Genomic DNA, 25175 nt, shown 5'->3' on the forward strand with positions numbered 1-25175 from the left:
TCGAAAGGAAGAAGTCAATGCGCAATCTGGTTAAATATGTCGGGATTGGCCTGCTGGTTGTGGGTCTTGCAGCCTGTGATAACAGCGACACGAAAACGCCTGCTCAGGGCGCATCCGCAGAAAGCAACGCGACCGGTCAGCCGGTGAATCTGATGGATGGCAAACTCACTTTCTCTCTGCCAGCCGATATGACTGACCAGAGCGGCAAGCTGGGCACCCAGGCGAATAACATGCACGTTTACTCCGACGCAACCGGCCAGAAAGCGGTCATTGTGATTGTGGGCGACGACACCAGCGAAGACCTGGCCGTCCTGTCCAAACGTCTGGAAGACCAGCAGCGCGGCCGCGACCCGCAGCTGCAGGTGGTAACCAATAAATCCATCGAGCTGAAAGGCCATAAGCTGCAGCAGCTGGACAGCATCATCTCCGCGAAAGGCCAGACCGCCTGGTCTTCTGTGGTGCTGGGCAAGGTTGATAACAAACTGCTGACCCTGCAGATCACCCTGCCAGCGGAAGATCAGCAGAAAGCGCAGACGGCTGCTGAAAACATCATTAACACCATCGTGATCCAGTAACCCTTCACGACGATGACGTGGCCTCCGGTGCCTGCACCGGGGGCCATTTTTTTAGCCGCCACGTCAGCAGCAGGGCAATTATCACCAGACCCGCCGCGGCAAGATAGATCACCGGTACCCCCGCCCAGGCCATCACCAGCCCCGCCAGCGGCCCGGTTATGCCTAAAGACATATCCATAAATACCGTATAGGTCGCCAGCGCCGCCCCCTGATTCTGCTGCGGCACCGCTTTAACCGCCACCACGCCCAGCGCCGGGAAGACCAGCGAGAAACCGGCTCCCGCCAGGAAGACGCCAATTTTCGCCATCCAGGGCGCGCTGGCGATGCCGGTTAACAGCAGCCCGACAATCTCTACCGTAAAGCAGATCATCGCCACGTTCAGCCCGCCCAGACGGTTGATACCGTTCGGGAAAAGCAGGCGTGCGCCAACAAACGCACCGCTGAAGAGGGTTAACGCAAAGGCCGCGCCCTCCCAGCCTTTGGCGTCATAAAACAGGGTAATGAAGGTCGCAATGACGCCGAAGCCGGTGGTCGCCAGGGCCAGCGCCATGCCGTACGGCCAGACGCGCCCCAGCACGGCCCGAAACGGCAGCGGCTTGCCCTTGCTGGCCTTCACCTTCGGGCGCGGCAGCGCAAACAGTATCGCCACAAGCGCGACCGCTATAATGGTCAGCGACAGTCCATACAGACCGCCAAAGGCGTAACAGGCCACGCCAAGCGGCGCGCCGAGCGCCATCGCCCCGTAGGTGACGATCCCGTTCCACGAGATAACCCGGCCAATGTGTGGTGCACCGACAACCCCCACACCCCATAGCGTCGAGCCGGTTCCTGCCAGGCTTTGCCCAATCCCGAGAATGACGCGGCCCAGGCAAAGCAGCGCCAGGCTGACCAGCGGCCAGTGGCTGGTAGCGGCAGCCAGCAGGTAGCTCAGACCACTGAGGAAACAGCCGCACAATCCCACTACCACAATGCTTTTGGGACCGAACAGGTCGGCGTAGCGCCCGGCGTGCGGGCGGCTAAGGAGCGTGGCGAAATACTGGAGGCTGATGACCAGCCCCGCCCAGAACGCGCTAAAACCCATCACGTCATGGACGTAGCCCGGCAGAACCGCCAGCGGCAGGCCGATCGTTAAATAGCTGGCAAAGTTGAAGATAACGACGGAAACAATGCGCAGATTGAGGCGCAATCCGCTCAGCGCCGGTTCGGCGGCAGGTTCTGGCATGGGGTTCTACCTGAATTTTTTGCAACAGTGTTTCACTATTACCACGGAGCAATAAGAAAATCAGCCCCGACTTTCAGATTATCGGTGCCAGACGAAGCGGCCCTAAGGCACTACACTTATCGGGTCATCTTATTAAGGAACGCGCATGTTAGCTCCCCAGCCCGATAAAGCAGGACTCCACATCTTATTAAAACTCGCCTGTCTGGTGGTTATCCTTGCGGGTATACATGCTGCCGCTGACATTATCGTCCAGCTCCTGCTGGCGCTCTTTTTTGCCATTGTCCTCAATCCGCTGGTGACCTGGTTTTTACGCCGGGGCGTGAGCCGCCCGGTGGCCATCACCATCGTGGTTATCGTGATGCTGATTGGCCTGACGGCGCTCTTCGGCGTACTGGCGGCATCGCTGAGCGAATTCTCCACCATGTTGCCGCAGTACAATAAAGAGCTGACGCGTAAAATCGTCGCACTGCAGGAGATGATGCCCTTTCTTAACCTGCATATTTCGCCAGAACGGATGCTGCGCAGGATGGATTCCGAGAAGGTCATGACCTACGCCACCACGCTGATGACCGGTCTTTCCGGCGCGATGGCCAGCATTTTGCTGCTGGTCATGACGGTGGTGTTTATGCTGTTCGAAGTGCGCCATGTTCCGTATAAGCTGCGCTTTGCTTTAAATAACCCGCAAATACACATTGCCGGCCTACACCGCGCCTTAAAGGGCGTCTCCAAATATCTGGCGCTGAAAACGCTGCTGAGCGTCTGGACCGGGATTATTGTCTGGCTGGGGCTGATGCTGATGGATGTTCAGTTCGCGCTGATGTGGGGGGTGCTGGCGTTTCTGCTGAACTACGTGCCGAATATTGGCGCGGTGCTTTCCGCCGTGCCGCCGATGATTCAGGCGTTTCTGTTTAACGGTTTCTACGAATGTATGCTGGTCGGAGCGCTGTTCCTCGTCGTGCATATGGTGCTGGGCAACATTCTTGAACCGCGCATGATGGGGCACCGGCTGGGCATGTCGACGCTGGTGGTGTTTTTATCCTTGCTGATTTGGGGATGGCTGCTGGGCCCTGTCGGCATGCTGCTGTCGGTCCCGCTGACCAGCGTATGTAAAATCTGGATGGAAACCACCAAAGGGGGCAGCAAGCTGGCGATCCTGCTTGGGCCGGGGCGGCCGAAAAGCCGGTTGCCGGGGTAACGTATCTGTCTGTGTAAACGGGTTTATACCGTCAAATACCGCGACGCTCACCGTCGCGGTATTTTTTTATTTGCGTTAAGGCTTATTCCTTCCGTTTTTTTATCAACTCACCCAGATTTCGCTTAAATGCAACACGCCCTTAAAACAAATTAAAAAAAACGGAATGATTAATTATTTTGCGTGATATTATACCCCGCCTTAGCGACGACGTAATGTAAACATTAATATTGATTAAAAACACACCTGACTTAATCCTTAAGCCTGGTGATGCTTATTTGTAAAAAACACTACCTTTAATTGTTATTATTGATATGGAGTTGTTGATGAAAAAGCTCGTTAAATGGTGCACTGCCGCCGTATTCGTTGGCGCACTGGCTGGCTGTGCGCGTACCGCCCCTATCGCTCAGGTTCACTCTGTCGTGAGCGCGGGTCATACTGCCGATCAGGTGAAAACAGCCATTTTGAAAGCAGGCCAGAAGCGTGACTGGATCATGACGGAAGCGGGCCCGGGCGTGATTAAGGGCCGTCTACAGGCACGCGATCACTCGGTCCAGGTGCGTATTCCCTACTCTGCGACAAGTTATTCAATTAATTACGAAAGCAGCCTGAACCTGAAAGCGGCAGACGGTAAAATTCACAAAAATTATAACCGCTGGGTGAACAACCTCGACCATGATATTCAGCTGAACCTTTCTGCGGGTGCCGCGCTGTAATATTTTTCTAAAGTCGGGCCGGACATGGCCCGATAACCTCATTTCTTACCCTGAAAGGTTACGCAACAATGTACGAAAAGGACACGCTCAGCGCGCTGGATGCCATTACCGAAGCGCAACGCATCGCTTTTGCGCCGATGTTATTTCAGACCGCGCTTTGTCTGCGTAACTCGGGCGTTCTCGCCTGGCTCGATAAACAGGGTAATAAGGGGGCGAGCCTCGACGAAATAACCGAAAACAGTACCCTGAGCAGTTATGCCGTCAGCGTATTGTTAGATATGGGATTAAGCGGGCGGATAATTACTTATAAAGAAGGTCGTTATTTCCTGGCAAAAGTGGGCCATTTCTTACTCCACGATACCATGACCCGCGTTAATATGGATTTCACGCAGGACGTCTGTTACCAGGGGTTATTTTATCTGGCCGATGCCCTGCAGAAAGAAAAACCGGCTGGATTATCCGTGTTTGGCGACTGGCCAACCATCTATCCGGCTTTATCCCAGCTTCCTGCCCCGGCAAAAGAGAGCTGGTTTGCCTTCGATCATTACTATTCCGACGCCGCTTTTGACGCTGCGTTGCCATATATATTCGCAAGCTCGCCGACAAAATTGTACGATGTGGGCGGAAATACAGGTAAATGGTCGTTACGCTGCTGCCGCTATGACGACAATGTTGCCGTGACGATCCTCGATCTCCCGCAGCAGATAGCGCTGGCGCAGGAAAACATCGAAAAAGCAGGTTTTTCTCATCGTATTGGATTCCATGCTGTCGATATGCTTAGTCCGTCGGCATTGCCGGGAGATGCCGACGTCTGGTGGATGAGCCAGTTCCTCGACTGTTTCTCTCCGGATCAGATTGTCGCCATGCTGACGCGCGTCGCAGAGGTCATGAAGCCTGGCGCACGGTTGTGCATCATGGAGCTTTTCTGGGATGCCCAGAAATATGAAGCGGCGGCTTTCAGCCTGAATGCCACCTCGCTCTATTTCACCTGTATGGCGAATGGCAATAGCCGGTTTTACAGCGTAGAGAAGTTTTATCACTACCTGGAAAGGGCGGGCTTCAGCATAGCACATCGGCTGGATAACCTTGGGGTAGGTCATACCCTGTTAATTTGCACCAAACGTGAACAATAGCGCAGCCTGGCTGCCCTTTGAATACGGTATTCCGCGGACGCGCGTAGATGAAATTTTCACTGAACATTATTGACTGGCAGGCAAGAGCGCCAGGACTAAGCGATGCCGCAGAGTGGCAGGCGTGGTCGCGCCTGCAGTCGACCATCGACCCAACGGCTCCTCTACCCCGCCTGACCGCGTTACCGATGATGACCGCGCGCCGCCTTAACTCAGGCAGTAAGCTGGCGGTGGATATTGGTCTTGCCATGCTGCAAAGCCACGCCATAGACGCCGTCGTCTATTCCAGCCGCCACGGCGAGCTGGAGCGCAATTACCGTATTCTGCATACGCTGGCGACCGGGCAGGCCGTCTCGCCTACCGACTTCGCCATGTCCGTGCATAATTCCGCGGTGGGCAATCTCACGATCGCCGCTCGCCAGCCTGTTGTCTCATCATCCATTTCCGCCGGGCTGGACACCTTCCAGCAGGCCCTGTGTGAAGTGCTGAGCCTGCTGCATGCGGGCTACTCCCGCGTCCTGCTGGTGGATTTTGACGGCGCGCTGCCGGAATTTTACCATCCGGCGTTACCGCCGCAGATGCCTACCTGGCCGTACGCGGTGGCGCTGGTGATTGAAGCCGGCAGCGAATGGCAGTGCGAAACCCGCAGCGGCAGCACGGGCGAGGAAGCCGCCCTGCCGCAAAGCCTGATGTTCCTGCAACGCTATCTCCGCGAGGAACGGCAGTTTGTGGTGCCCGGCGAACGTTTGCTGTGGCAGTGGGCGCGCCAATGAACCGCCTGACCGCCCGGATCAACTGGCTATGGCGTCTGGCCATGACCGGATTCTGCTTCGTGCTGTTTGGCGCGGGCGGGCTGCTGTTGTCGCTGGTCTGGTTCAACCTGCTGCTGATTGCCCAGCGCGATCGCGCCAAACGCCGTCGCCTGGCGCGCCGCAGCATCGCGGCCAGCTTCCGCTTCTTCTTAACCGTTGCCCGCGGCACCGGGGTGCTGGACTATCGCATCCACAATCTTGATGCTCTGCGCGGCGATCGGGGCTGCCTGGTGGTTGCTAACCACCCTACGTTAATTGACTACGTGATTCTGGCGTCGGTAATGCCCGAAACCGACTGTCTGGTGAAAAGCGCGTTACTGCGCAATCCGTTTGTCAGCGGCGTTATCCGCGCGGCGGATTATCTGATTAACAGCGAGGCCGAGCCCCTGCTCGCCGCCAGCCAGCAGCGTCTGGCCCAGGGCGACACGCTGTTAATCTTCCCGGAAGGGACGCGTACCCGCCCAGGTGAGGCGATGTCCCTCCAGCGCGGCGCGGCAAATATCGCCGTGCGCTGCCACAGCGATGTGCGGATCGTACTCATCCACTGCAGCGAGCACCTGCTGGATAAAAAAAGCCGCTGGTATGATGTACCGCCCGCAAAACCTGTCTTTACCGTCGATGTGCGCGATCGCGTGAACATCGACGAATTTTACGATGCAAGGCAACAAGAACCGGCACTGGCGGCAAGGCAGTTAAACCGGCACCTGCAGCATCGATTAACATCAGGCCTTCAATCTTTGTCAGGAATTAATGATGCAAGCGCTTTATCTTGAAATTAAGAATCTCATTATCACCACGCTGAATCTGGACGAGCTTACCGCAGAGGATATTGATACCGATGCCGCGCTGTTTGGCGACGGGCTGGGTCTCGACTCTATCGACGCGCTGGAGCTGGGTCTGGCGGTGAAAAACCAGTATGGCGTGGTGCTTTCTGCCGAAAGCGAAGAGATGCGCCAGCACTTCTTTTCCGTCGCCACCCTGGCGTCCTTTATCCACGCCCAACGCGCCTGAGATGTGAACTATGACCGAACAAGAAACCATTTATCAGGAAGTCTGCGGCCTTCTGACCAAACTCTTTGAAATCGACCCGCAGGACATTACGCCCGAAGCCCGTCTTTACGAAGACCTGGAGCTGGACAGCATTGACGCGGTGGACATGATTGTCCATCTGCAGAAGAAAACCGGTAAGAAAATCAAGCCGGAAACCTTCAAATCGGTTCGTACCGTTCAGGATGTGGTAGACGCCGTCGAACAGCTGCTGCGCGAAGAGTAAGACACCGTGCGTGGTGGACGGACGTTCCCGGTCATCCCACTCCTGACGGGGCTGATGCTGCTGGCGTGGCCCTTCCTGATTGGATTTGGGCTGACGCATAACAGCCTGCCGTGGCTGCTGCCGGTGATGGCGCTGCTGTTGCTGCTGCGGCTGCGTCAGGCGCGGCGTAACACCGGCCCGATGCGGTATGTGGTGCAGTGCGTGGCGCTGGCGGGGATCGCGCTCTGCGCGGCAAGCTACCTGCTGAAAACCCACCAGTGGCTGCTGTTCTACCCTGTGGTCGTTAATCTTGTAATGCTGGCCGTCTTCGGCGGTTCGCTCTGGACAGCGATGCCGCTGGTCGAACGCCTGGCGCGCTTACGTGAGCCCAATTTGCCGCCGGAGGGCGTGCGCTATACCCGCAGGGTGACCCTCGTCTGGTGCGGCTTTTTCATCGGCAACGGGGCGATGGCGCTGTATACCGTCCTGCACGGCGACATGCACCTGTGGACGCTGTGGAACGGTATGGTGGCTTACATCCTGATGGGGACGCTGATGGCGGCAGAGTGGCTGGTGCGCCAGCGGGTGATAAAAAAAGAGATGCAGAATGACTAACCCCCTTCCGCTGGGCCAGTGGTTAAACGCGCCCCGCCCTGACGACACGCCCGTCGCCTGGCTCGACGATCGTACCTGGACGCTGGGCCAGCTGCGTCACGACGTGACGTTACTGGTCGACACCCTGCGTCAGCAGGAAGGCGAGCGCTGGGCGCTGTGCTTTGAAAACAGCTACCTGTTTATTGTTGCGCTGCTGGCCTCGCTGCATGCCGGTAAAACGCCGGTCATTCCCGGCCATAGCCGCGTTTCGCTGCTTAAGGAGCAGCAGCCGCTGTTTAGCGGCGTCCTGAGCGATCGGTCCCTCGATATTGACGGGCAGCTGATTGTGGTAGCCTCCCGCCACCAGACGATCGCCCGCTGGGTACCCCTGCCGGAGATTAACGAAAACCGCTTCGTCGAGCTGTTCACCTCCGGCTCCACGGGAACGCCGCGCCGGGTGGTTAAGCACATCGTCAGCCTGGATCGCGAAGCCCGCCTGCTGGCTGACCGCTTCGGCGAACGCCTGGCTGGCTGTAGCGTTGTGGCCTCCGTCGTCCCGCAACATCTTTACGGCCTGACATTTCGCATCGTACTGCCGATGGCGATGGGCCTGCCCCTACATGCCGCGATGCTCTACTACGCAGAGCAGCTGGCCGCCCTTCCTCATGACCGGCATTACCTGTTCATCAGCAGCCCGGCGTTCCTGAAGCGCCTGGATACCGAACTGGCCGCGCCGCCCGTCAGGATGCTGATTTCCGCGGGCGGAATGCTGCCCTGGCGTGACGTCTCCACCACGGTTGGCTGGCTTAACATCTGGCCGGACGAAATTTATGGCAGCACCGAAACCGGGATCCTCGCCTGGCGCCATCGCGTGGAAGATAACCTGCCGTGGCGACCCTTCCCCGGCGTAAACTTCCATCAGGAAGATGACGCCTGCCGCGTCACTTCGCCACTTATCCATGAGGCTGAAGGACTCCAGCTGGACGATATCCTCCACTTCGACAGTGCGGGGCTGTTTAGCATCGCTGGTCGTCGCGGGCGGGTGGTCAAAATTGAAGAAAAGCGCATCTCGCTTAACGAGATTGAGCGTCGCCTGCTGGAGCTCGACGGCGTTTGCGAGGCGGCTGCGCTGCCGGTTACGCGCGGGGGCCGTCAGGGGATTGGCGTCCTGCTGGTGCTGGATGAGGCGGTTCGTCAGCGCTGGCATCTGCAGGATAAAAAAGCGCAGGAGTTCGCCTGGCGACGCGCCCTGCTGCCGTGGCTTGAGCCGGTCGCCGTTCCACGCTACTGGCGCATTGTCGATGAGATGCCGGTAAACAGTATGAACAAGCGTGTCTATGCGCAGTTAGAGGAGTTATTTCATGAAAATTCATGAAATCGAGCGCCATCAGGCACAGCCGGAGAAGCTGGAGATCGTGTTGCATCTCGACGCCTCTCTGTTCTGGTTTCAGGGCCATTTTGCCGTACAGCCGCTGCTGCCCGGCGTTGCGCAGCTTGACTGGGTGATGCACTACGCAACGACTTTACTGGCACCGGGCTACCGCTTTCACAGCATTCAAAACGTGAAGTTCCAGGCGCCTCTGCTGCCGGAAACCACGGTGACGCTGGTGCTTGAGTGGCATGCCGGGCGCAAACTGCTGACCTTCAGCTACCTGCGTCATGACGGGGCTGAACGCCATACCGCCAGCAGCGGGAAAATTCGTCTATGTCAGTAACCTTCCGCCCCTGCGTGCTGATCCCGTGCTACAACCACGGCGCCACGATGGCCAGCGTGCTGTCGCGCCTCTCGCCGTTTGGCCTGCCGTGCCTGGTAGTGGATGACGGCAGCGAAGCCGCCACCCGCCAGGAGCTTGAGCGGCTGGCGGCGGAGCAGCCGCAGATGACGCTGGTCCGTCTGGCGCAAAACGCCGGCAAAGGTGCCGCGGTCATCAGGGGGCTGGAGGAGTGCGCGCGTGCGGGCTATACCCACGCCCTGCAGGTGGACGCGGACGGCCAGCACGCCATCGAAGATATTCCCAAAATGCTGGCGCTGGCGGAGCGCCACCCGGACGCGCTGATTTCCGGCCAGCCCGTTTACGATGACTCCATCCCGCGCTCGCGGCTCTACGGTCGCTGGGTCACCCACGTCTGGGTATGGATTGAGACCTTATCCCTGCAGCTTAAAGACAGCATGTGCGGCTTTCGGGTCTACCCGGTCTCGCCCACGCTGCGGCTCGCCGCGCGTGAAACGCTCGGTAAACGGATGGACTTTGACACCGAAGTGATGGTCCGTCTCTACTGGCAGGGCAACACCAGCGTCTTTCTGCCCACCCGCGTGACCTATCCGCATGACGGGTTGTCCCACTTCGACGCGTTGAAAGATAACGTGCGGATCTCCCTGATGCATACCCGGCTGTTCTTCGGCATGCTGCCCCGCATTCCCGGCCTGCTCTTCCGTCGACGCGGCAAGCACTGGGCGCAGCAGGACGAGGTTAAAGGCCTGTGGGGCATGCGCCTGATGCTGCGTGTCTGGCAGCTCCTGGGGCGGCGGGCGTTTACCGTGCTGCTGTGGCCGGTGATCGGCGTCTACTGGCTTATCGCGCGTCCAGCACGGCAGGCTTCGCGGCAGTGGATTGCACGGGTGAAGCAGGTGCTGATACAGCGGAACATGCCTGTTCCCGCACGGCTCAACAGCTTTTTCCATTTCATGCGCTTCGGCAACGCGATGCTGGACAAAGTCGCCAGCTGGCGCGGCGAGCTGAAGTTTAAGCGCGACGTGGTCTTTGCTCCCGGCGCGAGCGAAACGCTTAATATCGCGGCGCCGCAGGGCAAGCTGCTGCTGGCCTCGCATCTTGGCGACGTAGAAGCCTGCCGGGCGCTGGCCCAGCTGGACGGCAGCAAAACCATCAACGCCCTGGTCTTCAGCGAGAACGCCCGGCGTTTTAAGCAAATTATGAGCGAAATGGCGCCCCAGGCCGGCGTGAATTTGATGTCGGTCACCGACATCGGCCCGGACACCGCCATTGCCATCAAAGAGAAGCTTGAGCGCGGAGAATGGGTCGCGATCGTGGGCGACCGCATCGCCGTCAACCCGCAGCGTGGCGGCGAGTGGCGGGTGATCTGGAGCCAGTTTATGGGCCAGCCCGCACCGTTCCCTCAGGGGCCGTTTATCCTGGCCTCCATCCTGCGCTGTCCAGTGGTATTGATTTTCGCCCTGCGCCAGCAGGGTAAGCTCGTCCTGCACAGCGAGCCGTTTGCCGACCCGCTGATCCTGCCGCGCGGGGAACGCCAGCAGGCGCTGCAGGCTACCGTCGATCGCTACGCGCAGCGGCTGGAGCATTACGCCCTGATGTCGCCGCTCGACTGGTTTAATTTTTTCGATTTCTGGCATCTGCCAGAGTCCAGAGAGAAGGAGTAAAGGGTGCTGACCGATCCCCGCTTTACGACTGAAGTTGAGATCACCGTTCCGTTCCACGACGTCGATATGATGGGCGTGGTCTGGCACGGCAACTATTTCCGCTACTTTGAGATCGCCCGCGAGGCGCTGCTCAATCAGTTTGACTATGGCTATCGCCAGATGAAAGCCTCCGGCTACGTCTGGCCCGTTGTCGACACGCGGGTGAAATACCGCGATGCAGTGACCTTTGAGCAGCGCATTCGCGTTCGCGCGCAGATTGAAGAGTATGAAAACCGCCTGCGCATTGCCTATCAAATTTTCGATGCGCAGAGCGGCAAACGCACCACCACCGGCTACACCATCCAGGTGGCGGTGGAAGAAGCCACCCGCGAAATGTGCTTTGTCAGTCCGACAGTACTGTTTGAACGTATGGGAGTCACGCCATGAAATGGTTGCCTTTGCTGGCGCTGCTCGTCAGTCCGCTGGTCAGCGCCGTGACGCTGGATGAACTGCAGCAGCGCTTCACCGAGCAGCCTGTGGTGCGCGCGCACTTCGAACAGGTCCGCACGATAAAAGATATGCCGCAGCCGCTGCGCTCGCAGGGCGAGATGCTGATCGCCCGCGACAGCGGCCTGCTGTGGGATCAAAAAGCGCCGTTTCCGATGACGCTGCTGCTGGACGACAAGCGGATGGTTCAGGCGATCAACGGCCAGCCGCCGCAGACCATCACCGCCGACAATAATCCGCAGATGTTCCAGTTCAACCACCTGCTGCGGGCCCTGTTCCAGGCCGACCGCAAGGTGCTGGAAGAGAACTTCCGTATCGATTTTAAGGACCTGGGCGCGGGCCGCTGGTCGCTGGTGCTTACCCCAAAAACGACGCCGCTGGACAAGATTTTCGCCACCCTCGATCTGGGCGGCGCGACCTATCTTGAGACGATCCGCCTGAACGACAGGCAGGGCGACCGTACCGATATCGCCCTTTCAAACCACCAACTGACGCCCGCCAGCCTGACCGATGACGAACGCCAACGCTTTGCCGCACCGTAAATCCCTGCGCCCGGCGCTGCTGTGGGCCACGGTATGTCTGGTTATGCTGGGCGTGCTGCTGTCGCTGCTGCCCGGCGCGCGGCTGAACAGCAGCGTGCTGGCCATGCTGCCGAAGCAGACGCTGGGGGCGATCCCTCCGGCGCTCAACGACGGGTTTATGCAGCGTCTCGACCGCCAGCTGGTCTGGCTGGTCAGCCCCGGCAAAGAACCCGATCCGCGCGTGGCGCAGCAGTGGCTTGAACTGCTGCACAGCAGCGACGCGCTCCGCGAGGTCAAAGGCCCGATGGACGCCGCCGGGCAAAAGGCCTGGGGAGAGTTCTTCTGGCAGCACCGCAACGGGCTGATTGATCCGACCACCCGTGCCCGCCTGCAAAACGGCGGAGAAGCGCAGGCGCAGTGGATTTTATCCCAGCTCTACTCCGCCTTCTCCGGCGTCAGCGGCAAAGAGCTGCAAAACGATCCGCTGATGCTGATGCGCGGTTCGCAGCTCGCCCTGGCGCAAAACGGCCAGAAGCTGCGGCTGATGGACGGCTGGCTGGTCACGCAAGATGAAGCGGGAAACTACTGGTATCTGCTGCACGGCGAACTGGCGGGCTCGTCATTTGATATGCAGCAGACCCATCGGCTCGTGACGACGCTTAATGCGCTGCAACAGACGCTGAAAGCGCGTTACCCGCAGGCGCAGCTGCTTTCGCGCGGGACGGTGTTCTACAGCGATTATGCCAGCCAGCAGGCTAAACGCGACGTCTCAACGCTGGGCATCGCCACCCTGCTTGGGGTGTTCCTGCTGATCGTGGCGGTGTTCCGCTCTCTGCGCCCGCTGCTGCTGAGCGTGCTCTCCATTGCCATCGGCGCGCTGGCGGGCACGGCGGTGACGCTGCTGCTCTTTGGCGAACTGCACCTGATGACGCTGGTGATGAGCATGAGCATCATCGGTATTTCGGCCGACTATACGCTTTACTACCTGACCGAACGGATGGTGCACGGCGCGGAGCTCTCTCCCTGGCAAAGCCTGGCCAAAGTGCGCAATGCGCTGCTGCTGGCGCTGCTGACGACCGTCGCCGCCTACCTGATTATGATGCTGGCCCCCTTCCCCGGGATCCGTCAGATGGCGGTATTTGCCGCGACGGGGCTGAGCGCCTCCTGCCTGACGGTAGTTTTCTGGCATCCGTGGCTGTGCCGGGGTTTGCCGGTGCGCCCGGTTCCCTTTATGGTCCTGATGTTGCGCTGGCTGGCCGCCTGGCGACGCAGTAAAAAACTGTCCGTTGGTCTGCCCGTCGCGCTGGCGCTGCTCTCCGCCGTGGGAATGAGCACCCTGAAGGTGGACGACGACATCGCCCAGTTGCAGGCGCTCCCGAAAGATATTCTGGCGCAGGAGAAAACCATTACCGCCCTGACCGGCCAAAGCGTCGATCAGAAATGGTTTGTGGTGCATGGCGCTTCGCCCCAGCAAACGCTGGAGCGGCTGGAAGCCTTTACTCCCGCGCTGGCCGAGGCGCAAAAGGCGGGGGATCTCACCCGTTGGCGCACCCTGCCGCTGAACTCGCTGGCCCGCCAGAAAAGCGACCTTGCGCTACTGCGGAACGCCGCGCCTGCGGTGACGAACGTGCTGAAAAGCGCAGGGCTCAACGCCGTTTCCCCCAATCTGGACGCCATGCCGGTCAGCGTGGACGCGTGGCTTGAAAGTCCGGCCAGCGAGGGCTGGCGCCTGCTCTGGCTGACCCTGCCCGATGGGGAAAGCGGCGTGCTCGTGCCGGTGGACGGTGCAAAAAACAGCGCGGCGCTCGGTGAGCTGGCCGCGCGCCATGACGGCGTCGTCTGGGTGGACCGCAAGGCCAGCTTTGACAGCCTGTTTGCCCTCTACCGCACGCTGCTGACGGGGCTACTGTTTGCGGCGCTGGCGGTGATTGCCTGCGGGGCGATGCTGCGCCTCGGCTGGCGCAAAGGGCTGATAAGCCTGGTGCCGTCCGCACTGTCGCTGAGCTGCGGGCTGGCCGCGCTGGCCGCAACGGGCCACCCGGTAAATCTGTTTTCACTGCTGGCGCTGGTACTGGTGCTCGGCATTGGCATTAACTACACGCTGTTCTTCAGCAACCCGCGCGGTACGCCGCTGACTTCGATGCTGGCGATTACCCTGGCCATGATGACCACCCTGCTGACGCTGGGCATGCTCGTCTTCAGCGCCACCCAGGCCATCAGCAGCTTTGGTATTGTGCTGGTGAGCGGTATTTTCACCGCCTTCCTGCTGGCACCGCTGGCGATGCCGGATAAGAAAGAGAGAAAACGTAAATGAACGCTGTTTATCGCGCCGTCGCGCTGGCCGCGGCGCTGCTGCTGGCAGGCTGCAGCCATTCGACCGATACCAAAGAGACGCGGCCTCAGGCCTGGCTTCAGCCTGGCACCAAAGTCACTCTGCCGCCGCCCGGCATCAGCCCGGCGGTAAGCTCCCAGCAGCTGCTGACCGGCAGCTTTAACGGGCAAACGCAGTCCCTGCTGGTGATGCTCAACGCGGATGCGCATAAGGTCACGCTGGCCGGCCTCTCTTCCGTGGGCATTCGCCTGTTCCTGGCAACGTACGACGAGAGCGGTATTCATACCGAGCAGTCGATCGTCGTGCCGCAGCTGCCGCCCGCCAGCCAGGTGCTGGCCGACGTGATGCTCAGCCACTGGCCGATTAGCGCCTGGCAGCCGCAGTTGCCGAAGGGCTGGACGTTAACGGACAATGGCGATCGGCGCGAGCTGCGCAACGCCAGCGGCAAGCTGGTGACGGAGATTGTCTATCTCCAGCGCAAAGGCAAGCGCGAGCCGATCAGCATCGAGCAACACGTATTCAAATACCACATCACCATTCAATATCTGGGTGACTGAGATGATTTATATATCCGCTGTTGGCATGGTCAACGCGCTGGGCAACTCGCCTGATGAAATTGCCGCCAACCTGGCTGCGGGCGTGGCGCCGGGCATGCAAGCCCGGACCGGCTGGCTGCAGGGAATGCCCGAAGCGGTACTGGGCGGGGTGGAAGGCGAACTGCCGCTCATCCCGGACACCTTCTCTGCACACCGCACCCGCAACAACCAGCTGCTGCTGGCCGCGCTGGCGCAGATTCAGCCCGCCGTTGACGAGGCCATCGCCCGCGTTGGTCGCGACCGCGTGGCCGTGGTGCTGGGAACCAGCACCTCCGGGCTGGATGAAGGCGATGAGCACGTGCGTCTCATGACCGACGGCGAGACCCGCACGCGCTGGCAGTATCCGCAGCAGGAGCTGGGCGATCCGTCCCGCTTTCTCGCCAACTGGCTGCAGCTTGAAGGCCCGGCTTATACGATCTCCACCGCCTGCTCCTCCAGCGCGCGGGCGATGATCGGCGGCAAACGCCTTATCGAAGCCGGGCTGGTGGATATCGCCATTGTCGGCGGAGCAGACACCCTGAGCCGGATGCCCGTGAACGGCTTTAACAGTCTTGAATCCTTCTCCCCCACGCTCTGCGAGCCGTTTGGCCGGGACCGCCGGGGGATCACCATCGGTGAAGCGGCGGCGCTGATGGTATTAAGCCGGGAACCCGCGGACGTGGCGCTGCTCGGCACGGGCGAATCCAGCGATGCGTACCATATTTCCGCCCCGCATCCGCAGGGCGACGGGGCGATAAGGGCTATCACTCAGGCGCTCAGCGAAGCGGGCATGCAGCCGGACGACATCGGCTACATCAACCTGCACGGCACGGCCACGCCGCTCAACGATCAGATTGAATCACAGGTGGTTCACGATCTCTTCGGGGAAAGCGTGCCGTGCAGTTCAACCAAACACCTTACCGGCCACACGCTGGGCGCTGCCGGCATTACCGAAGCGGCTTTGAGCTGGCTTATCCTGACGCGCGATTTGCCCTTTCCGCCGCAGGATTTTTCCCGCTACGCTCCGGACGAGACGCTGACGCCGTGCGGCCTGCTGCACCAGAGCACCGCCCTGAAAAAGCCGGTGATTTTGTCTAACTCGTTCGCGTTTGGCGGCAATAACGCCAGCATTCTGCTGGGGAGAACGTCATGAGCTATCTATCACCCGAAGCCTATTTGCCGCACGATGCGCCCATGATGCTGCTGGGGTCCGTTGAAAATGTGACGGATGACATGGCGGTCTGCCGCGTGGCGGTTGACAGGCAAAGCGTGCTGGCGCCGTTTCTCAATGCCGATGGCGACCTGCCGGGCTGGTACGCGCTCGAGCTAATGGCGCAGACCGTTGGCGTCTGGTCGGGCTGGCATCGTCAGCAGCAGGGGCAGGAACATATCGCGCTGGGCATGGTGCTCGGCGCGCGCGAGCTGGTCTGCGCCAGCGGGCGTTTCGCCAAAGGCTTAACGCTGGACATTACCGTTAAGCTGCTGATGCAGGACGAACGCTTCGGCAGTTTTGAATGCACGATTTGCGCAGGTGAAGAGACGCTGGCCACGGGCCGGGTCAATACCTTCCAGCCGAGTGCAGAAGAATTAACATCGCTTTTTAATCAGGGATCCCACGCATGAGTCGTTCCGTACTGGTCACAGGGGCCAGCAAAGGCATTGGTCGCGCCATCGCCCGCCAGCTTGCCGCTGACGGGTTCACCGTCGGCGTGCATTACCATCGTGATGCCGCAGGCGCGCATGAGACGCTGGACGCCATCACGCAGGCGGGCGGCAGCGGCCGTTTACTCTCGTTTGACGTAGGCAACCGCGATCAGTGCCGTGAAGTGCTTGAGCAGGAAATTGATGCCCATGGCGCATGGTATGGCGTGGTCAGCAACGCCGGAATTACCCGCGACGGCGCTTTTCCGGCACTGAGTGAAGACGACTGGGACAGCGTGATCCACACCAATCTCGACAGCTTTTATAACGTCATACACCCCTGCATTATGCCCATGATCGGCACCCGTCAGGGCGGGCGCATTATTACCTTATCCTCCGTCTCCGGCGTGATGGGCAACCGCGGCCAGGTGAACTACAGCGCGGCCAAAGCGGGCATTATCGGCGCCACCAAAGCGCTGGCGATCGAGCTGGCAAAACGCAAAATCACCGTGAACTGCATTGCGCCAGGGCTGATTGATACCGGCATGATTGAGATGGAGGAGGCCGCGCTGAAGGAAGCGATGTCCATCATCCCAATGAAACGTATGGGCCAGGCTGAGGAGGTCGCCGGGCTGGCAAGCTATCTGATGTCGGATATCGCGGGCTACGTCACCCGCCAGGTCATTTCGATTAACGGAGGAATGCTATGACGCGTCGCGTGGTGATTACGGGCATGGGCGGCGTCACCGCCTTTGGCGAGAACTGGCAGTCCGTTTCCAGCCGGCTGCTGGCGTATGAAAACGCCGTGCGTAAAATGCCGGAATGGCAGGTTTATGATGGCCTGCACACCCTGCTGGGCGCGCCGATCGACGATTTCACGCTGCCGGAACACTATACCCGCAAGCGTATTCGCGCCATGGGCCGCGTGTCGCTGATGTCTACCCGCGCCACAGAGCTGGCGCTGGAGCAGGCGGGGCTGATTGGCGAAGCGGTGCTTACCAACGGGCAAACCGGCATCGCCTACGGTTCTTCGACAGGCAGCACCGGCCCGGTCAGCGAATTCGCGACCATGCTTACCGAAAAGCACACCAATAACATCACCGGGACAACCTACGTCCAGATGATGCCGCACACCACCGCGGTGAATACCGGCCTGTTCTTTGGACTACGTGGCCGCGTGATCCCAACGTCGAGCGCCTGTACCTCCGGCAGCCAGGCGATTGGCTACGCCTGGGAGGCAATTCGCCACGGCTATCAGACCGTGATGGTCGCGGGGGGCGCGGAAGAGCTTTGTCCGTCTGAAGCGGCGGTGTTTGACACGCTGTTTGCCACCAGCCAGCGCAACGACGAACCCAAAACCACCCCCTCGCCGTTCGATACGCAGCGCGATGGTCTGGTGATTGGGGAAGGCGCAGGCACCCTCATTCTGGAGGAGCTGGAGCACGCCAGAGCGCGCGGGGCCACCATCTACGGTGAGATCGTGGGCTTTGCCACCAACTGTGACGCGGCCCATATCACCCAGCCGCAGCGTGACACCATGCAGATTTGCATGGAGCAGTCGCTGGCGATGGCGGGGTTAAGCGCCCGGGATATGGGGTATATCTCCGCGCACGGTACCGCCACCGACCGCGGCGATATCGCCGAAAGCCAGGCCACGGCCGCCATCTACGGTGGCAGCGTGCCGGTTTCTTCGCTGAAGAGCTATTTTGGCCACACGCTGGGGGCCTGCGGCGCGCTGGAAGCGTGGATGAGCCTGCAGATGATGCGCGAAGGCTGGTTTGCGCCGACGCTCAATTTAACGCAGCCGGATGAGCAATGCGGGGCTTTAGATTATATTATGGGAGAAGCCCGTCAGATTGACTGCGAGTATCTGCAGAGCAATAACTTCGCGTTTGGCGGCATCAATACCTCGATTATCATTAAACGCTGGGCGTAACTATGTACCGGTTTGTACTGGGAAAAATTTCCACCCTTTGCGCGGACCCGCTGGCGTCAACGCTTGCAGATAAGGCACCTCAGGGTGCACGACAGGCCTCCTGGCTGGCTGGCCGGACGCTGCTCGCCAGAACATTATCCCCTCACCCGCTCCCCGACATCATTTACGGCGAGCAGGGGAAGCCGGCATTTGCGAAGGGGGATCCTCTGTGGTTCAACCTGAGCCATAGCGGTGATGATATCGCCCTGCTGATGAGCGATGAAGGCGAAGTGGGCTGCGATATCGAAGTGATTCGCCCCCGCAAGAACTGGCAGGCGCTGGCCAACGCCGTTTTCAGCCTGACAGAGCATGACGAGCTGGAGCGTGAAGCGCCCGAGGAACAGCTTTCTGCCTTCTGGCGTATCTGGACGCGCAAAGAAGCGATTGTGAAACAGCGCGGCGGCAGCGCCTGGCAGATTGTCAGCATCGACAGCACGGCGCAGTCGCACTCGGTCAGCCAGCTGCAGCTCGGTTCTCTGAGCCTTGCCGTCTGTACCTCGACCCCTTACACCCTGACCACCGAGTCGATTATTCACGTCGGGGCAGGAAAATCACCAGTACTCCCAGCATAATCAACGCGACGCCCAGCAGCCCATGCCAGGAGAAGTGCTCCCCCCAGCCGGGCAGCAGGATTGCCGCGCCCCACACCAGGATATAGCTGAGGCTCAGCAAGGCATACGCTTTGCTGAGCGCCATGCGATGCAGCGCCAGATACCAGCAGCCCATGGAGGCAACGTATCCCGTTAACCCCAGCAGCAGCGCGCCCGTGCCGGACGAAACGTACCACAGCGCGGAGATAAACGTCAGAAAATCGCTGACCGGCGGCAGAGCCTGCATGGCATCGCGCAGCAACAGCTGTGCGGCGCTGACTAACAGTACGCTGCATAACGCCCAGAACGCGCCTTTCACAGGCTTCCTCCCAGCACGATAATCCCCATGATAATGAACCCGACCCCCAGCCAGTGGTGCACAGCAACGTGCTCGCGCCAGAAGACCTTCGCCGCCAGCGTCACCCAGACAAAATTGAGGCTCAGCATAGGGTAAGCTACGCCGACGGGCAGGCGCTGCAGCACCACCAGCCAGACCAGCATTCCGCAGCCCAGTGCCAGCATCGCCAGGCCAAGCCACAGCATGATGTGCGCGCCACGCCGTCCGCCTTTCGCCGGACGGGTAGCCTGTTTCTGGCACAGCTGTCCCGCGCAGCTCAGCAGGCTTGCCAGTATGAGCCAGGTCCAGGTCATCACTTCGGCAGATACTCCAGCAGGGCCAGACGCCCCTGGATATAGAGATTGTCCGGCTGCGGTAAATTCGCCTCTGCAATATCGCCACGTTTAGACAGCAGCATCACCAGCGACACGCTTCCCTGCTTACGATGCGTTGCCAGCCACTGCGCGAAGTCGTCTTCACTGACAAAGCGATCTTTCGCATCGGGATAATCCAGCCCGTAGCGCAGCTCGCCGCTCTGAGCAAACAGCGTGATGTCACTGCGCTTCAGCTCCCACGCCAGGCCCGCGGCCACGCCAACGTTATTGGTCAGCACAAAGCGGCTGCCCTGTAGCGGCTCGCGCACGGTATCCACCAGCGACTGCGGCTGCTTGGAATCCACCACCAGGTTCGGAATGGCAAAACCAATCAACAACGCCAGACCCGCAGGACACAGCGCAGCCAGCCACCAGCGCCGCTGGCTCTGCCGCAGCGTAAACCAGCCTACCGCGCCCCAGATGAGGAACGCCACCACCGCGCAGAAGACTTTATACAGTTCGACCGATGTCCAGACCGGATGCTTAGCCAGCCCCCACGGCGAGACCGCCAACGCCGCCACCACGCCGATAGCGCCAAACGCCAGGTTAATGCCGCCGTTAATGCGCAACGCTCTGGCCCCTTTTTCCGCCGCGAGGCAGGCATAGCGCGCCATCAGGATAGCCAGCGGGGCAAAACAGGGCAGGATATAGGTCGGCAGCTTGCCTTTAGCGATGCTGAAAAACAGCAGCGGCATCACCACCCACCCCAGCAGGTAGAACCCGCCGCCCGCGTTTTGTCTGTCATTCCAGCCAAGACGCAGCGCGCCTGGCAGCAGCGCCAGCCACGGCAGGCTGCCCGCGAGCAGGAACGGCAGGTAATACCAGAACGGAGCTTTATGCTGCGCGTCGCTCTGGGCAAAACGCTGAATATGCTCAACCCAGAAGAAGTAGCGCCAGAAATCAGGCTCGCGGTGCGCAATGGCCAGCCCCCACGGCAGAACAATCAGCACGCAGCTCAGGACCGCGAGCCAGCCAAAAATCAGCACCTCTTTCCAGCGCTTTTGGGCAATCACCCACGGCAGCACGCCGATCACCGGTACCGCCAGCGCCAGGAAGCCTTTGGTCATCACCCCCATGCCGCAGGCCAGCCCAAGCAGCACATAGCCGCCCGCTTTTCCGGCCACGGTGCGCGCCTGTGAGGCGAGCCAGAAGCTGCACATCGCCGCCACCAGCCACAGGGTGACGATGGGATCCAGCACCGCATAGGTGCCGATGCCATACACCAGGAACAGGGTCAGGAAGATCAGGCCGGAGAAAATGGCCGTACGCTTATCCCGCCAGAGTCGCCAGGCCATCCAGATCACCAGCAGCGCCGCGAGCCCGGTGGAGAAGATCGACCCGGCGCGTACGGCAAAGTTCGTGTGCCCGAACAGCAATTGTCCGATAGTGTTGATCCAGTAGCCGGCAATCGGCTTTTCAAAGTAGCGCAGCCCGAGGAAATGCGGGACAACCCAGTCACCCGATGCCAGCATTTCGCGGCTGATTTCCGCATAGCGCGTTTCATCAGGCTGCCACAGCAGGCGAATATCGACCGGAATGAAGTAATAAACGATAAACAGTGCGAAAAGCGCTACGCCATAACGGGCTGTTTTCATGGGACCGGACTCACGGTTTGTTGATAGCCAAGCCAGCCTTCCCGGCCAGCCAGTTCATTACGGACGACTTTACCCACGGGCAGGGTGCTGAGGTCGTCCGGCAGCAGCTCGCTCAACGGACAGAACGCAATGCCTTCCTGAGCGGCCATCGTCAGCAGTTCATCGAAATCATGCTGCCAGGCAATCCCTTCCACTTCGGCATGGATGGTATAGACCGGCGTTCCGGCGTCACGATGGATGCGGTCCAGAATGTAGCGATTAAATGCTTCCGCCTTCACCTCGCGCCCCACCACCTCATCCCACGTAGGAAGCGTGACAGGAATTTGCACAGTACCGTAGCGATTTTCGCCCAACAGCGGCAAAAACGGCCCGGTTCCACGACAGTCGCTATTGTAGCGAAACGCGAAATGCTCTTTGGCTTTGACCACCCGCTGGTCGGCACGCCATCCCGCCACGGCGGAGCAGCGCACGGGCTGACCGATGATGGCCTCAAGTTCCAGCATTCCACGCTCGACCTCACGGGACAGGCGCGGGATATCCCAGACGCCCGCCCACGCCTGCCAGGCGTGATGATCCCAGGCATGCAGGCCGACCTCGTGTTGCTGCGCCGCCGCGCGGATAACCGCTTCATTACCCGCGCCGATGCGTCTGCCGGGCCAGGCGGTGCCAGCCAGCAAAATATCCCAGCCGTAGAGGGATGCCGCGCGCGAGCGCAGCATTTTGAACAGAAATGCCGGTTTAACCAGACGCCATAAATGGCGTCCCATGTTGTCAGGCCCCACGCTGAAGAAAATGCTGGCACGCACGCCGTGCCTGCTCAGCAGTTCCAGCAGTCTGGGCACGCCGTCACGCGTTCCCCTGAAGGTGTCGACATCAATGCGTAAACCGACTTTTTTCATGAGGCCTGTTCCGATAGCTCCACGGTGCGCAGGAAGAAGTCGAGCGTTTCATCAATGGTCTGCTCCATCTTCACCGTCGGCGTCCAGTTCAGGCAGCGCTTCGCGTTGCGGATGCTTGGCTTACGGTGCTCGACGTCCTGGTAGCCCTTACCGTAGTAGCTGCTGCTTTCCACTTCGCGGAAACCGGCAAACGGCGGGAAGCGATCGCGCAGCGGGTGGCGCTCAAAGCTGGCCAGTAGCATCTCTGCCAGCTCGCGAATGCTCGCCTCGTTTTCCGGGTTACCGATGTTAATGATCTCACCGTTGCAGCGGTTATCTTTGTTCTCAATGATGCGGAACAGGGCTTCGATACCGTCGCTGATGTCCGTAAAGCAGCGTTTCTGGCTCCCACCTTCAATCAGCTTGATAGGCGAGCCTTCGACCAGGTTCAGGATCAGCTGAGTGATCGCGCGGGAGCTGCCGATTCGCGCTGCGTTCAGGTTATCCAGACGCGGGCCCATCCAGTTAAACGGACGGAACAGGGTAAAGCGCAGACCCTCTTTCTCGCCGTAGGCCCAAATCACGCGGTCCAGCAGCTGCTTGGAGACAGAGTAAATCCAGCGCTGCTTGTTGATCGGCCCGACCACCAGGCTGGAGGCATCCTCATCGAAGTTTTTGTCGGTACACATGCCGTACACTTCAGAGGTGGACGGGAAGATGATGCGCTTGTCGTATTTCACGCAGTCGCGGATGATCTTCAGGTTCTCTTCGAAATCCAGCTCGAACACGCGCAGCGGGTTACGGGTGTACTCGATTGGCGTGGCGATAGCGACCAGCGGCAGCACCACGTCGCATTTTTTAATGTGATATTCGATCCACTCGGAGTGAATGCTGATATCCCCTTCCACAAAGTGGAAGCGCGGGTTGTTGAGGAAACGGCTGATGGCGTCAGAGCCGATATCCAGACCGTAAATCTCGTAGTTATCGTCTTTGAGCAGACGTTCGGTCAGGTGGTTCCCGATAAAGCCGTTCACGCCGAGGATCAGCACGCGCGTGCGGCGCTTGATGGCAACCACCGGCGCGCTGGTGATCAGCGCCCCGGCCACCAGACCCAGAGATTGCGCCAGCTGCGTGCCCTGAACGTACAGGCCGTTGTCGGTCTGCCCGGTGACGATCTCCAGCGCCTGCTCGCCGCAGCTCACAATCAGCGGGGAGACGGAGACGACGGTGCCCGGCTTAGCGGCCGGGATATCGTCACGCACGCGGGATTTCCAGACGATAAATTTGCTTACGCCCGCAAAGCTGTACGCGCCCGGCCACGGGTCGGTCACGGCGCGCACCAGGTTGTGCAGCTGGCGGGCGGGTTTATTCCAGTCCAGGCGACCATCTTCCGGCGCGCGGCGGCCAAAGCAGCTGGCCTTGCTTTCGTCCTGCTCGGTCTCGCTGAAGGTGCCGTTGAGGATGGCTGGCAGCGCGTCACGCAGCAGGCTTTGCGCCGCGGTGCAGAGTTTATGATGCAGCTCAAGCGCGGTTTCATCCGCGTCGATTGCCACGCGCTGCTGGGCGACGATGGCCCCGGCATCCGCGCGGCGCACCATGCGGTGCAGCGTCACGCCCGTTTCCGTTTCGCCGTTGACCAGCACCCAGTTCAGCGGCGCGCGGCCACGGTAGGCGGGCAGCAGAGAGCCGTGAAGGTTAAACGCCCCTTTTGCGGCCAGGCCTAAGATCTCGTCGCAGATCAGGTTGCGATAGTAGAACGAGAAGATGACATCAGGCGCGAGCGCGCGGATGCGATCCACCCACAGCGGGTGGTTGACGTCGTCCGGAGCATACACCGGAATACCGCGCTCGGCGGCGATACGCGCCACGGAGCCGAAGAAGTGATTCTCTCCCGCCGCGTCCGGATGGGTAAAGATTGCAGCAATGTCATAGCCCGCTTCCAGCAGGGCCAGCGTGCCCGCGCACCCCATATCGTGATAGGCAAATACAACGGCTTTCATGGGTGGTTTTCCTCTTGAGATGCTTTGTGTTCCTGACGGACAACACGTTGAATAAAGTAGCGCGGACGTGCGCGAACATCGTTATAGATACGGCCTATGTATTCACCGAGCAGGCCCATTCCGACGAACTGGGCGCCGATGAACATAAACAGCACGGCAAAAAGCATGAAGACCCCTTCCGCCGCCCACTGCGGGCCAAAGACCAGCCTCAGCACCACCAGCAGGACGGACAGCGTAAAGCCGGCCAGGGCGATGATGCTGCCGAACACGCTCAGCAGGCGCAGCGGCGTGGTGGTCAGGCAGGTGACTAGGTCGTACATCAGGTTGATGAGACGCATAAAGCTGTACTTCGATTCCCCGTGCTCGCGCTCGGCGTGCAGGACCGGAATTTCCGTTGCCTTGCGGGCAAAGGTGTTGGCGAGGATCGGAATAAAGGTGCTGCGCTCATGGCAGTGCAGCATGGCGTCGACAATATGGCGGCGGTAGGCGCGCAGCATGCAGCCGTAATCGCCCATTGCTTTACCGGTGGTGCGCTGAATAAGACGGTTGATGGTGCGTGAGGCCAGCTTGCGGAACAGACTGTCCTGACGGTTCTGACGCACCGTGCCGACCACGTCATAGCCTTCGTCGGCTTTCGCCACCAGGCGCGGGATCTCCTCCGGCGGGTTTTGCAGATCCGCGTCCAGGGTGATAATCAGATCGCCCGTAACGTGGCTGAACCCGGCCATAATGGCGGAGTGCTGGCCATAGTTACGGTTGAGCAGCACGGCGACAATATGGCTGCCTTCGGCCTGGGCGGCTTCGGTCAGCATCAGCGCGGAATCATCACTGCTGCCGTCGTCCACCAGCAGAATTTCATAGGCTTTGCCCAGCGTATCGCAGGCGGCCGTGGTGCGGCGGATCAGCTCGGGCAGGCTCTCCTGCTCGTTATAAACTGGGATGACCACAGAAACTTTTTGTACAGGCGGTGCGCTGAACATA

The 25175-nt window shown here is 60.2% G+C and carries 28 protein-coding genes; 21 read left to right on the forward strand and 7 right to left on the reverse strand.

Annotation, left to right across the window (positions count from 1 at the left end; all coding sequences use genetic code 11):
* Nucleotides 1–17 precede the first annotated feature (17 nt).
* On the forward strand, nt 18–575 hold the full coding sequence (locus tag IM294_RS19185) for a DcrB family lipoprotein (RefSeq protein WP_126818589.1): 558 nt from the start codon (nt 18–20) through the stop codon (nt 573–575).
* Nucleotides 576–579: 4 nt separating this feature from the next.
* On the opposite strand, the gene IM294_RS19190 is transcribed toward IM294_RS19185, so the two are convergent.
* On the reverse strand, nt 580–1797 hold the full coding sequence (locus IM294_RS19190; protein ID WP_041911894.1) for an MFS transporter: 1218 nt from the start codon (nt 1795–1797) through the stop codon (nt 580–582).
* 145 nt (nt 1798–1942) lie between these two features.
* Between IM294_RS19190 and IM294_RS19195 the strand changes: the two genes are divergently transcribed.
* The 20 genes from IM294_RS19195 (at nt 1943) to acpT (ending at nt 18992) form a co-directional block, all read left to right on the forward strand.
* Nucleotides 1943–2992, forward strand: coding sequence for an AI-2E family transporter (locus tag IM294_RS19195; protein WP_041911893.1), 1050 nt, complete (start codon nt 1943–1945; stop codon nt 2990–2992).
* A gap of 323 nt (nt 2993–3315) precedes the next feature.
* The gene (locus tag IM294_RS19200) at nt 3316–3705 is read left to right on the forward strand and encodes a hypothetical protein (protein WP_028014697.1); all 390 of its coding nucleotides are present in this window, start codon (nt 3316–3318) and stop codon (nt 3703–3705) included.
* A gap of 68 nt (nt 3706–3773) precedes the next feature.
* Nucleotides 3774–4838, forward strand: coding sequence for a class I SAM-dependent methyltransferase (locus IM294_RS19205; protein WP_126818590.1), 1065 nt, complete (start codon nt 3774–3776; stop codon nt 4836–4838).
* 47 nt (nt 4839–4885) lie between these two features.
* Nucleotides 4886–5608 carry a beta-ketoacyl synthase chain length factor gene (locus tag IM294_RS19210; protein ID WP_041911891.1) on the forward strand — a complete coding sequence of 241 codons (723 nt, stop codon included), beginning with the start codon at nt 4886–4888 and terminating at the stop codon, nt 5606–5608.
* Nucleotides 5605–6420: a 1-acyl-sn-glycerol-3-phosphate acyltransferase gene (locus tag IM294_RS19215; RefSeq protein WP_126818591.1), complete on the forward strand. Its 816-nt coding sequence runs from the start codon at nt 5605–5607 to the stop codon at nt 6418–6420. The genes IM294_RS19210 and IM294_RS19215 overlap by 4 nt, the downstream gene beginning before the upstream one ends.
* The gene (locus IM294_RS19220) at nt 6401–6658 is read left to right on the forward strand and encodes a phosphopantetheine-binding protein (RefSeq protein WP_028014701.1); all 258 of its coding nucleotides are present in this window, start codon (nt 6401–6403) and stop codon (nt 6656–6658) included. Before IM294_RS19215 ends, IM294_RS19220 begins: the two co-directional genes overlap by 20 nt.
* 10 nt (nt 6659–6668) lie before the next feature.
* Nucleotides 6669–6920: an acyl carrier protein gene (locus tag IM294_RS19225; RefSeq protein WP_024908875.1), complete on the forward strand. Its 252-nt coding sequence runs from the start codon at nt 6669–6671 to the stop codon at nt 6918–6920.
* A gap of 6 nt (nt 6921–6926) precedes the next feature.
* Nucleotides 6927–7514: a hypothetical protein gene (locus IM294_RS19230; protein WP_048960816.1), complete on the forward strand. Its 588-nt coding sequence runs from the start codon at nt 6927–6929 to the stop codon at nt 7512–7514.
* On the forward strand, nt 7507–8868 hold the full coding sequence (locus IM294_RS19235) for an acyl-CoA synthetase (protein ID WP_126818592.1): 1362 nt from the start codon (nt 7507–7509) through the stop codon (nt 8866–8868). Before IM294_RS19230 ends, IM294_RS19235 begins: the two co-directional genes overlap by 8 nt.
* Nucleotides 8855–9208 carry a hydroxymyristoyl-ACP dehydratase gene (locus IM294_RS19240; RefSeq protein WP_028014704.1) on the forward strand — a complete coding sequence of 118 codons (354 nt, stop codon included), beginning with the start codon at nt 8855–8857 and terminating at the stop codon, nt 9206–9208. Before IM294_RS19235 ends, IM294_RS19240 begins: the two co-directional genes overlap by 14 nt.
* Nucleotides 9199–10890, forward strand: a complete 1692-nt coding sequence (locus IM294_RS19245) for a glycosyltransferase (protein ID WP_126818593.1) — start codon at nt 9199–9201, stop codon at nt 10888–10890. The genes IM294_RS19240 and IM294_RS19245 overlap by 10 nt, the downstream gene beginning before the upstream one ends.
* 3 nt (nt 10891–10893) lie before the next feature.
* Nucleotides 10894–11316 (forward strand): thioesterase family protein, encoded by a 423-nt coding sequence (locus tag IM294_RS19250; RefSeq protein ID WP_047367213.1) that lies wholly within the window; start codon nt 10894–10896, stop codon nt 11314–11316.
* On the forward strand, nt 11313–11918 hold the full coding sequence (locus tag IM294_RS19255) for an outer membrane lipoprotein carrier protein LolA (RefSeq protein WP_047367214.1): 606 nt from the start codon (nt 11313–11315) through the stop codon (nt 11916–11918). Before IM294_RS19250 ends, IM294_RS19255 begins: the two co-directional genes overlap by 4 nt.
* Nucleotides 11887–14211 carry an MMPL family transporter gene (locus IM294_RS19260; protein WP_126818594.1) on the forward strand — a complete coding sequence of 775 codons (2325 nt, stop codon included), beginning with the start codon at nt 11887–11889 and terminating at the stop codon, nt 14209–14211. The genes IM294_RS19255 and IM294_RS19260 overlap by 32 nt, the downstream gene beginning before the upstream one ends.
* Complete coding sequence (locus IM294_RS19265) at nt 14208–14786, forward strand: DUF3261 domain-containing protein (RefSeq protein ID WP_028014709.1); 579 nt, start codon at nt 14208–14210, stop codon at nt 14784–14786. Before IM294_RS19260 ends, IM294_RS19265 begins: the two co-directional genes overlap by 4 nt.
* A gap of 1 nt (nt 14787) precedes the next feature.
* On the forward strand, nt 14788–15957 hold the full coding sequence (locus IM294_RS19270; protein WP_193360380.1) for a beta-ketoacyl-[acyl-carrier-protein] synthase family protein: 1170 nt from the start codon (nt 14788–14790) through the stop codon (nt 15955–15957).
* On the forward strand, nt 15954–16427 hold the full coding sequence (locus IM294_RS19275; RefSeq protein ID WP_047362581.1) for a 3-hydroxy-fatty acyl-ACP dehydratase: 474 nt from the start codon (nt 15954–15956) through the stop codon (nt 16425–16427). The genes IM294_RS19270 and IM294_RS19275 overlap by 4 nt, the downstream gene beginning before the upstream one ends.
* The gene (locus tag IM294_RS19280; protein ID WP_126818596.1) at nt 16424–17155 is read left to right on the forward strand and encodes a 3-ketoacyl-ACP reductase FabG2; all 732 of its coding nucleotides are present in this window, start codon (nt 16424–16426) and stop codon (nt 17153–17155) included. Before IM294_RS19275 ends, IM294_RS19280 begins: the two co-directional genes overlap by 4 nt.
* Nucleotides 17152–18381 carry a beta-ketoacyl-ACP synthase gene (locus IM294_RS19285; RefSeq protein WP_126818597.1) on the forward strand — a complete coding sequence of 410 codons (1230 nt, stop codon included), beginning with the start codon at nt 17152–17154 and terminating at the stop codon, nt 18379–18381. The genes IM294_RS19280 and IM294_RS19285 overlap by 4 nt, the downstream gene beginning before the upstream one ends.
* Nucleotides 18382–18383: 2 nt before the next feature.
* Nucleotides 18384–18992 (forward strand): 4'-phosphopantetheinyl transferase AcpT, encoded by a 609-nt coding sequence (gene acpT / locus IM294_RS19290; protein WP_063438474.1) that lies wholly within the window; start codon nt 18384–18386, stop codon nt 18990–18992.
* On the opposite strand, the gene arnF is transcribed toward acpT, so the two are convergent.
* From arnF to arnC, 6 genes are read right to left on the reverse strand one after another with little or no spacing between them, the layout of a single operon-like run.
* Nucleotides 18949–19329, reverse strand: coding sequence for a 4-amino-4-deoxy-L-arabinose-phosphoundecaprenol flippase subunit ArnF (arnF, locus tag IM294_RS19295; RefSeq protein WP_193360381.1), 381 nt, complete (start codon nt 19327–19329; stop codon nt 18949–18951). The two genes, acpT and arnF, sit on opposite strands and share 44 nt — an antisense overlap.
* Entirely contained in the window at nt 19326–19661 is a 336-nt protein-coding gene (arnE, locus tag IM294_RS19300; RefSeq protein WP_126818608.1) for a 4-amino-4-deoxy-L-arabinose-phosphoundecaprenol flippase subunit ArnE, read from the reverse strand. The genes arnF and arnE overlap by 4 nt, the downstream gene beginning before the upstream one ends.
* Entirely contained in the window at nt 19661–21316 is a 1656-nt protein-coding gene (gene arnT, locus IM294_RS19305; RefSeq protein ID WP_126818599.1) for a lipid IV(A) 4-amino-4-deoxy-L-arabinosyltransferase, read from the reverse strand. Before arnT ends, arnE begins: the two co-directional genes overlap by 1 nt.
* On the reverse strand, nt 21313–22215 hold the full coding sequence (gene arnD, locus IM294_RS19310) for a 4-deoxy-4-formamido-L-arabinose-phosphoundecaprenol deformylase (protein WP_126327229.1): 903 nt from the start codon (nt 22213–22215) through the stop codon (nt 21313–21315). Before arnD ends, arnT begins: the two co-directional genes overlap by 4 nt.
* Complete coding sequence (gene arnA / locus IM294_RS19315) at nt 22212–24194, reverse strand: bifunctional UDP-4-amino-4-deoxy-L-arabinose formyltransferase/UDP-glucuronic acid oxidase ArnA (RefSeq protein ID WP_041911877.1); 1983 nt, start codon at nt 24192–24194, stop codon at nt 22212–22214. Before arnA ends, arnD begins: the two co-directional genes overlap by 4 nt.
* Nucleotides 24191–25174 carry an undecaprenyl-phosphate 4-deoxy-4-formamido-L-arabinose transferase gene (arnC, locus tag IM294_RS19320; RefSeq protein WP_041911876.1) on the reverse strand — a complete coding sequence of 328 codons (984 nt, stop codon included), beginning with the start codon at nt 25172–25174 and terminating at the stop codon, nt 24191–24193. Before arnC ends, arnA begins: the two co-directional genes overlap by 4 nt.
* Between the last annotated feature and the right edge of the window lies 1 nt (nt 25175).

Origin of the sequence: Enterobacter cloacae complex sp. P43RS (genome assembly GCF_014930585.1) — a bacterium.
GTDB classification, from domain to species: Bacteria; Pseudomonadota; Gammaproteobacteria; order Enterobacterales; family Enterobacteriaceae; genus Enterobacter; species Enterobacter bugandensis.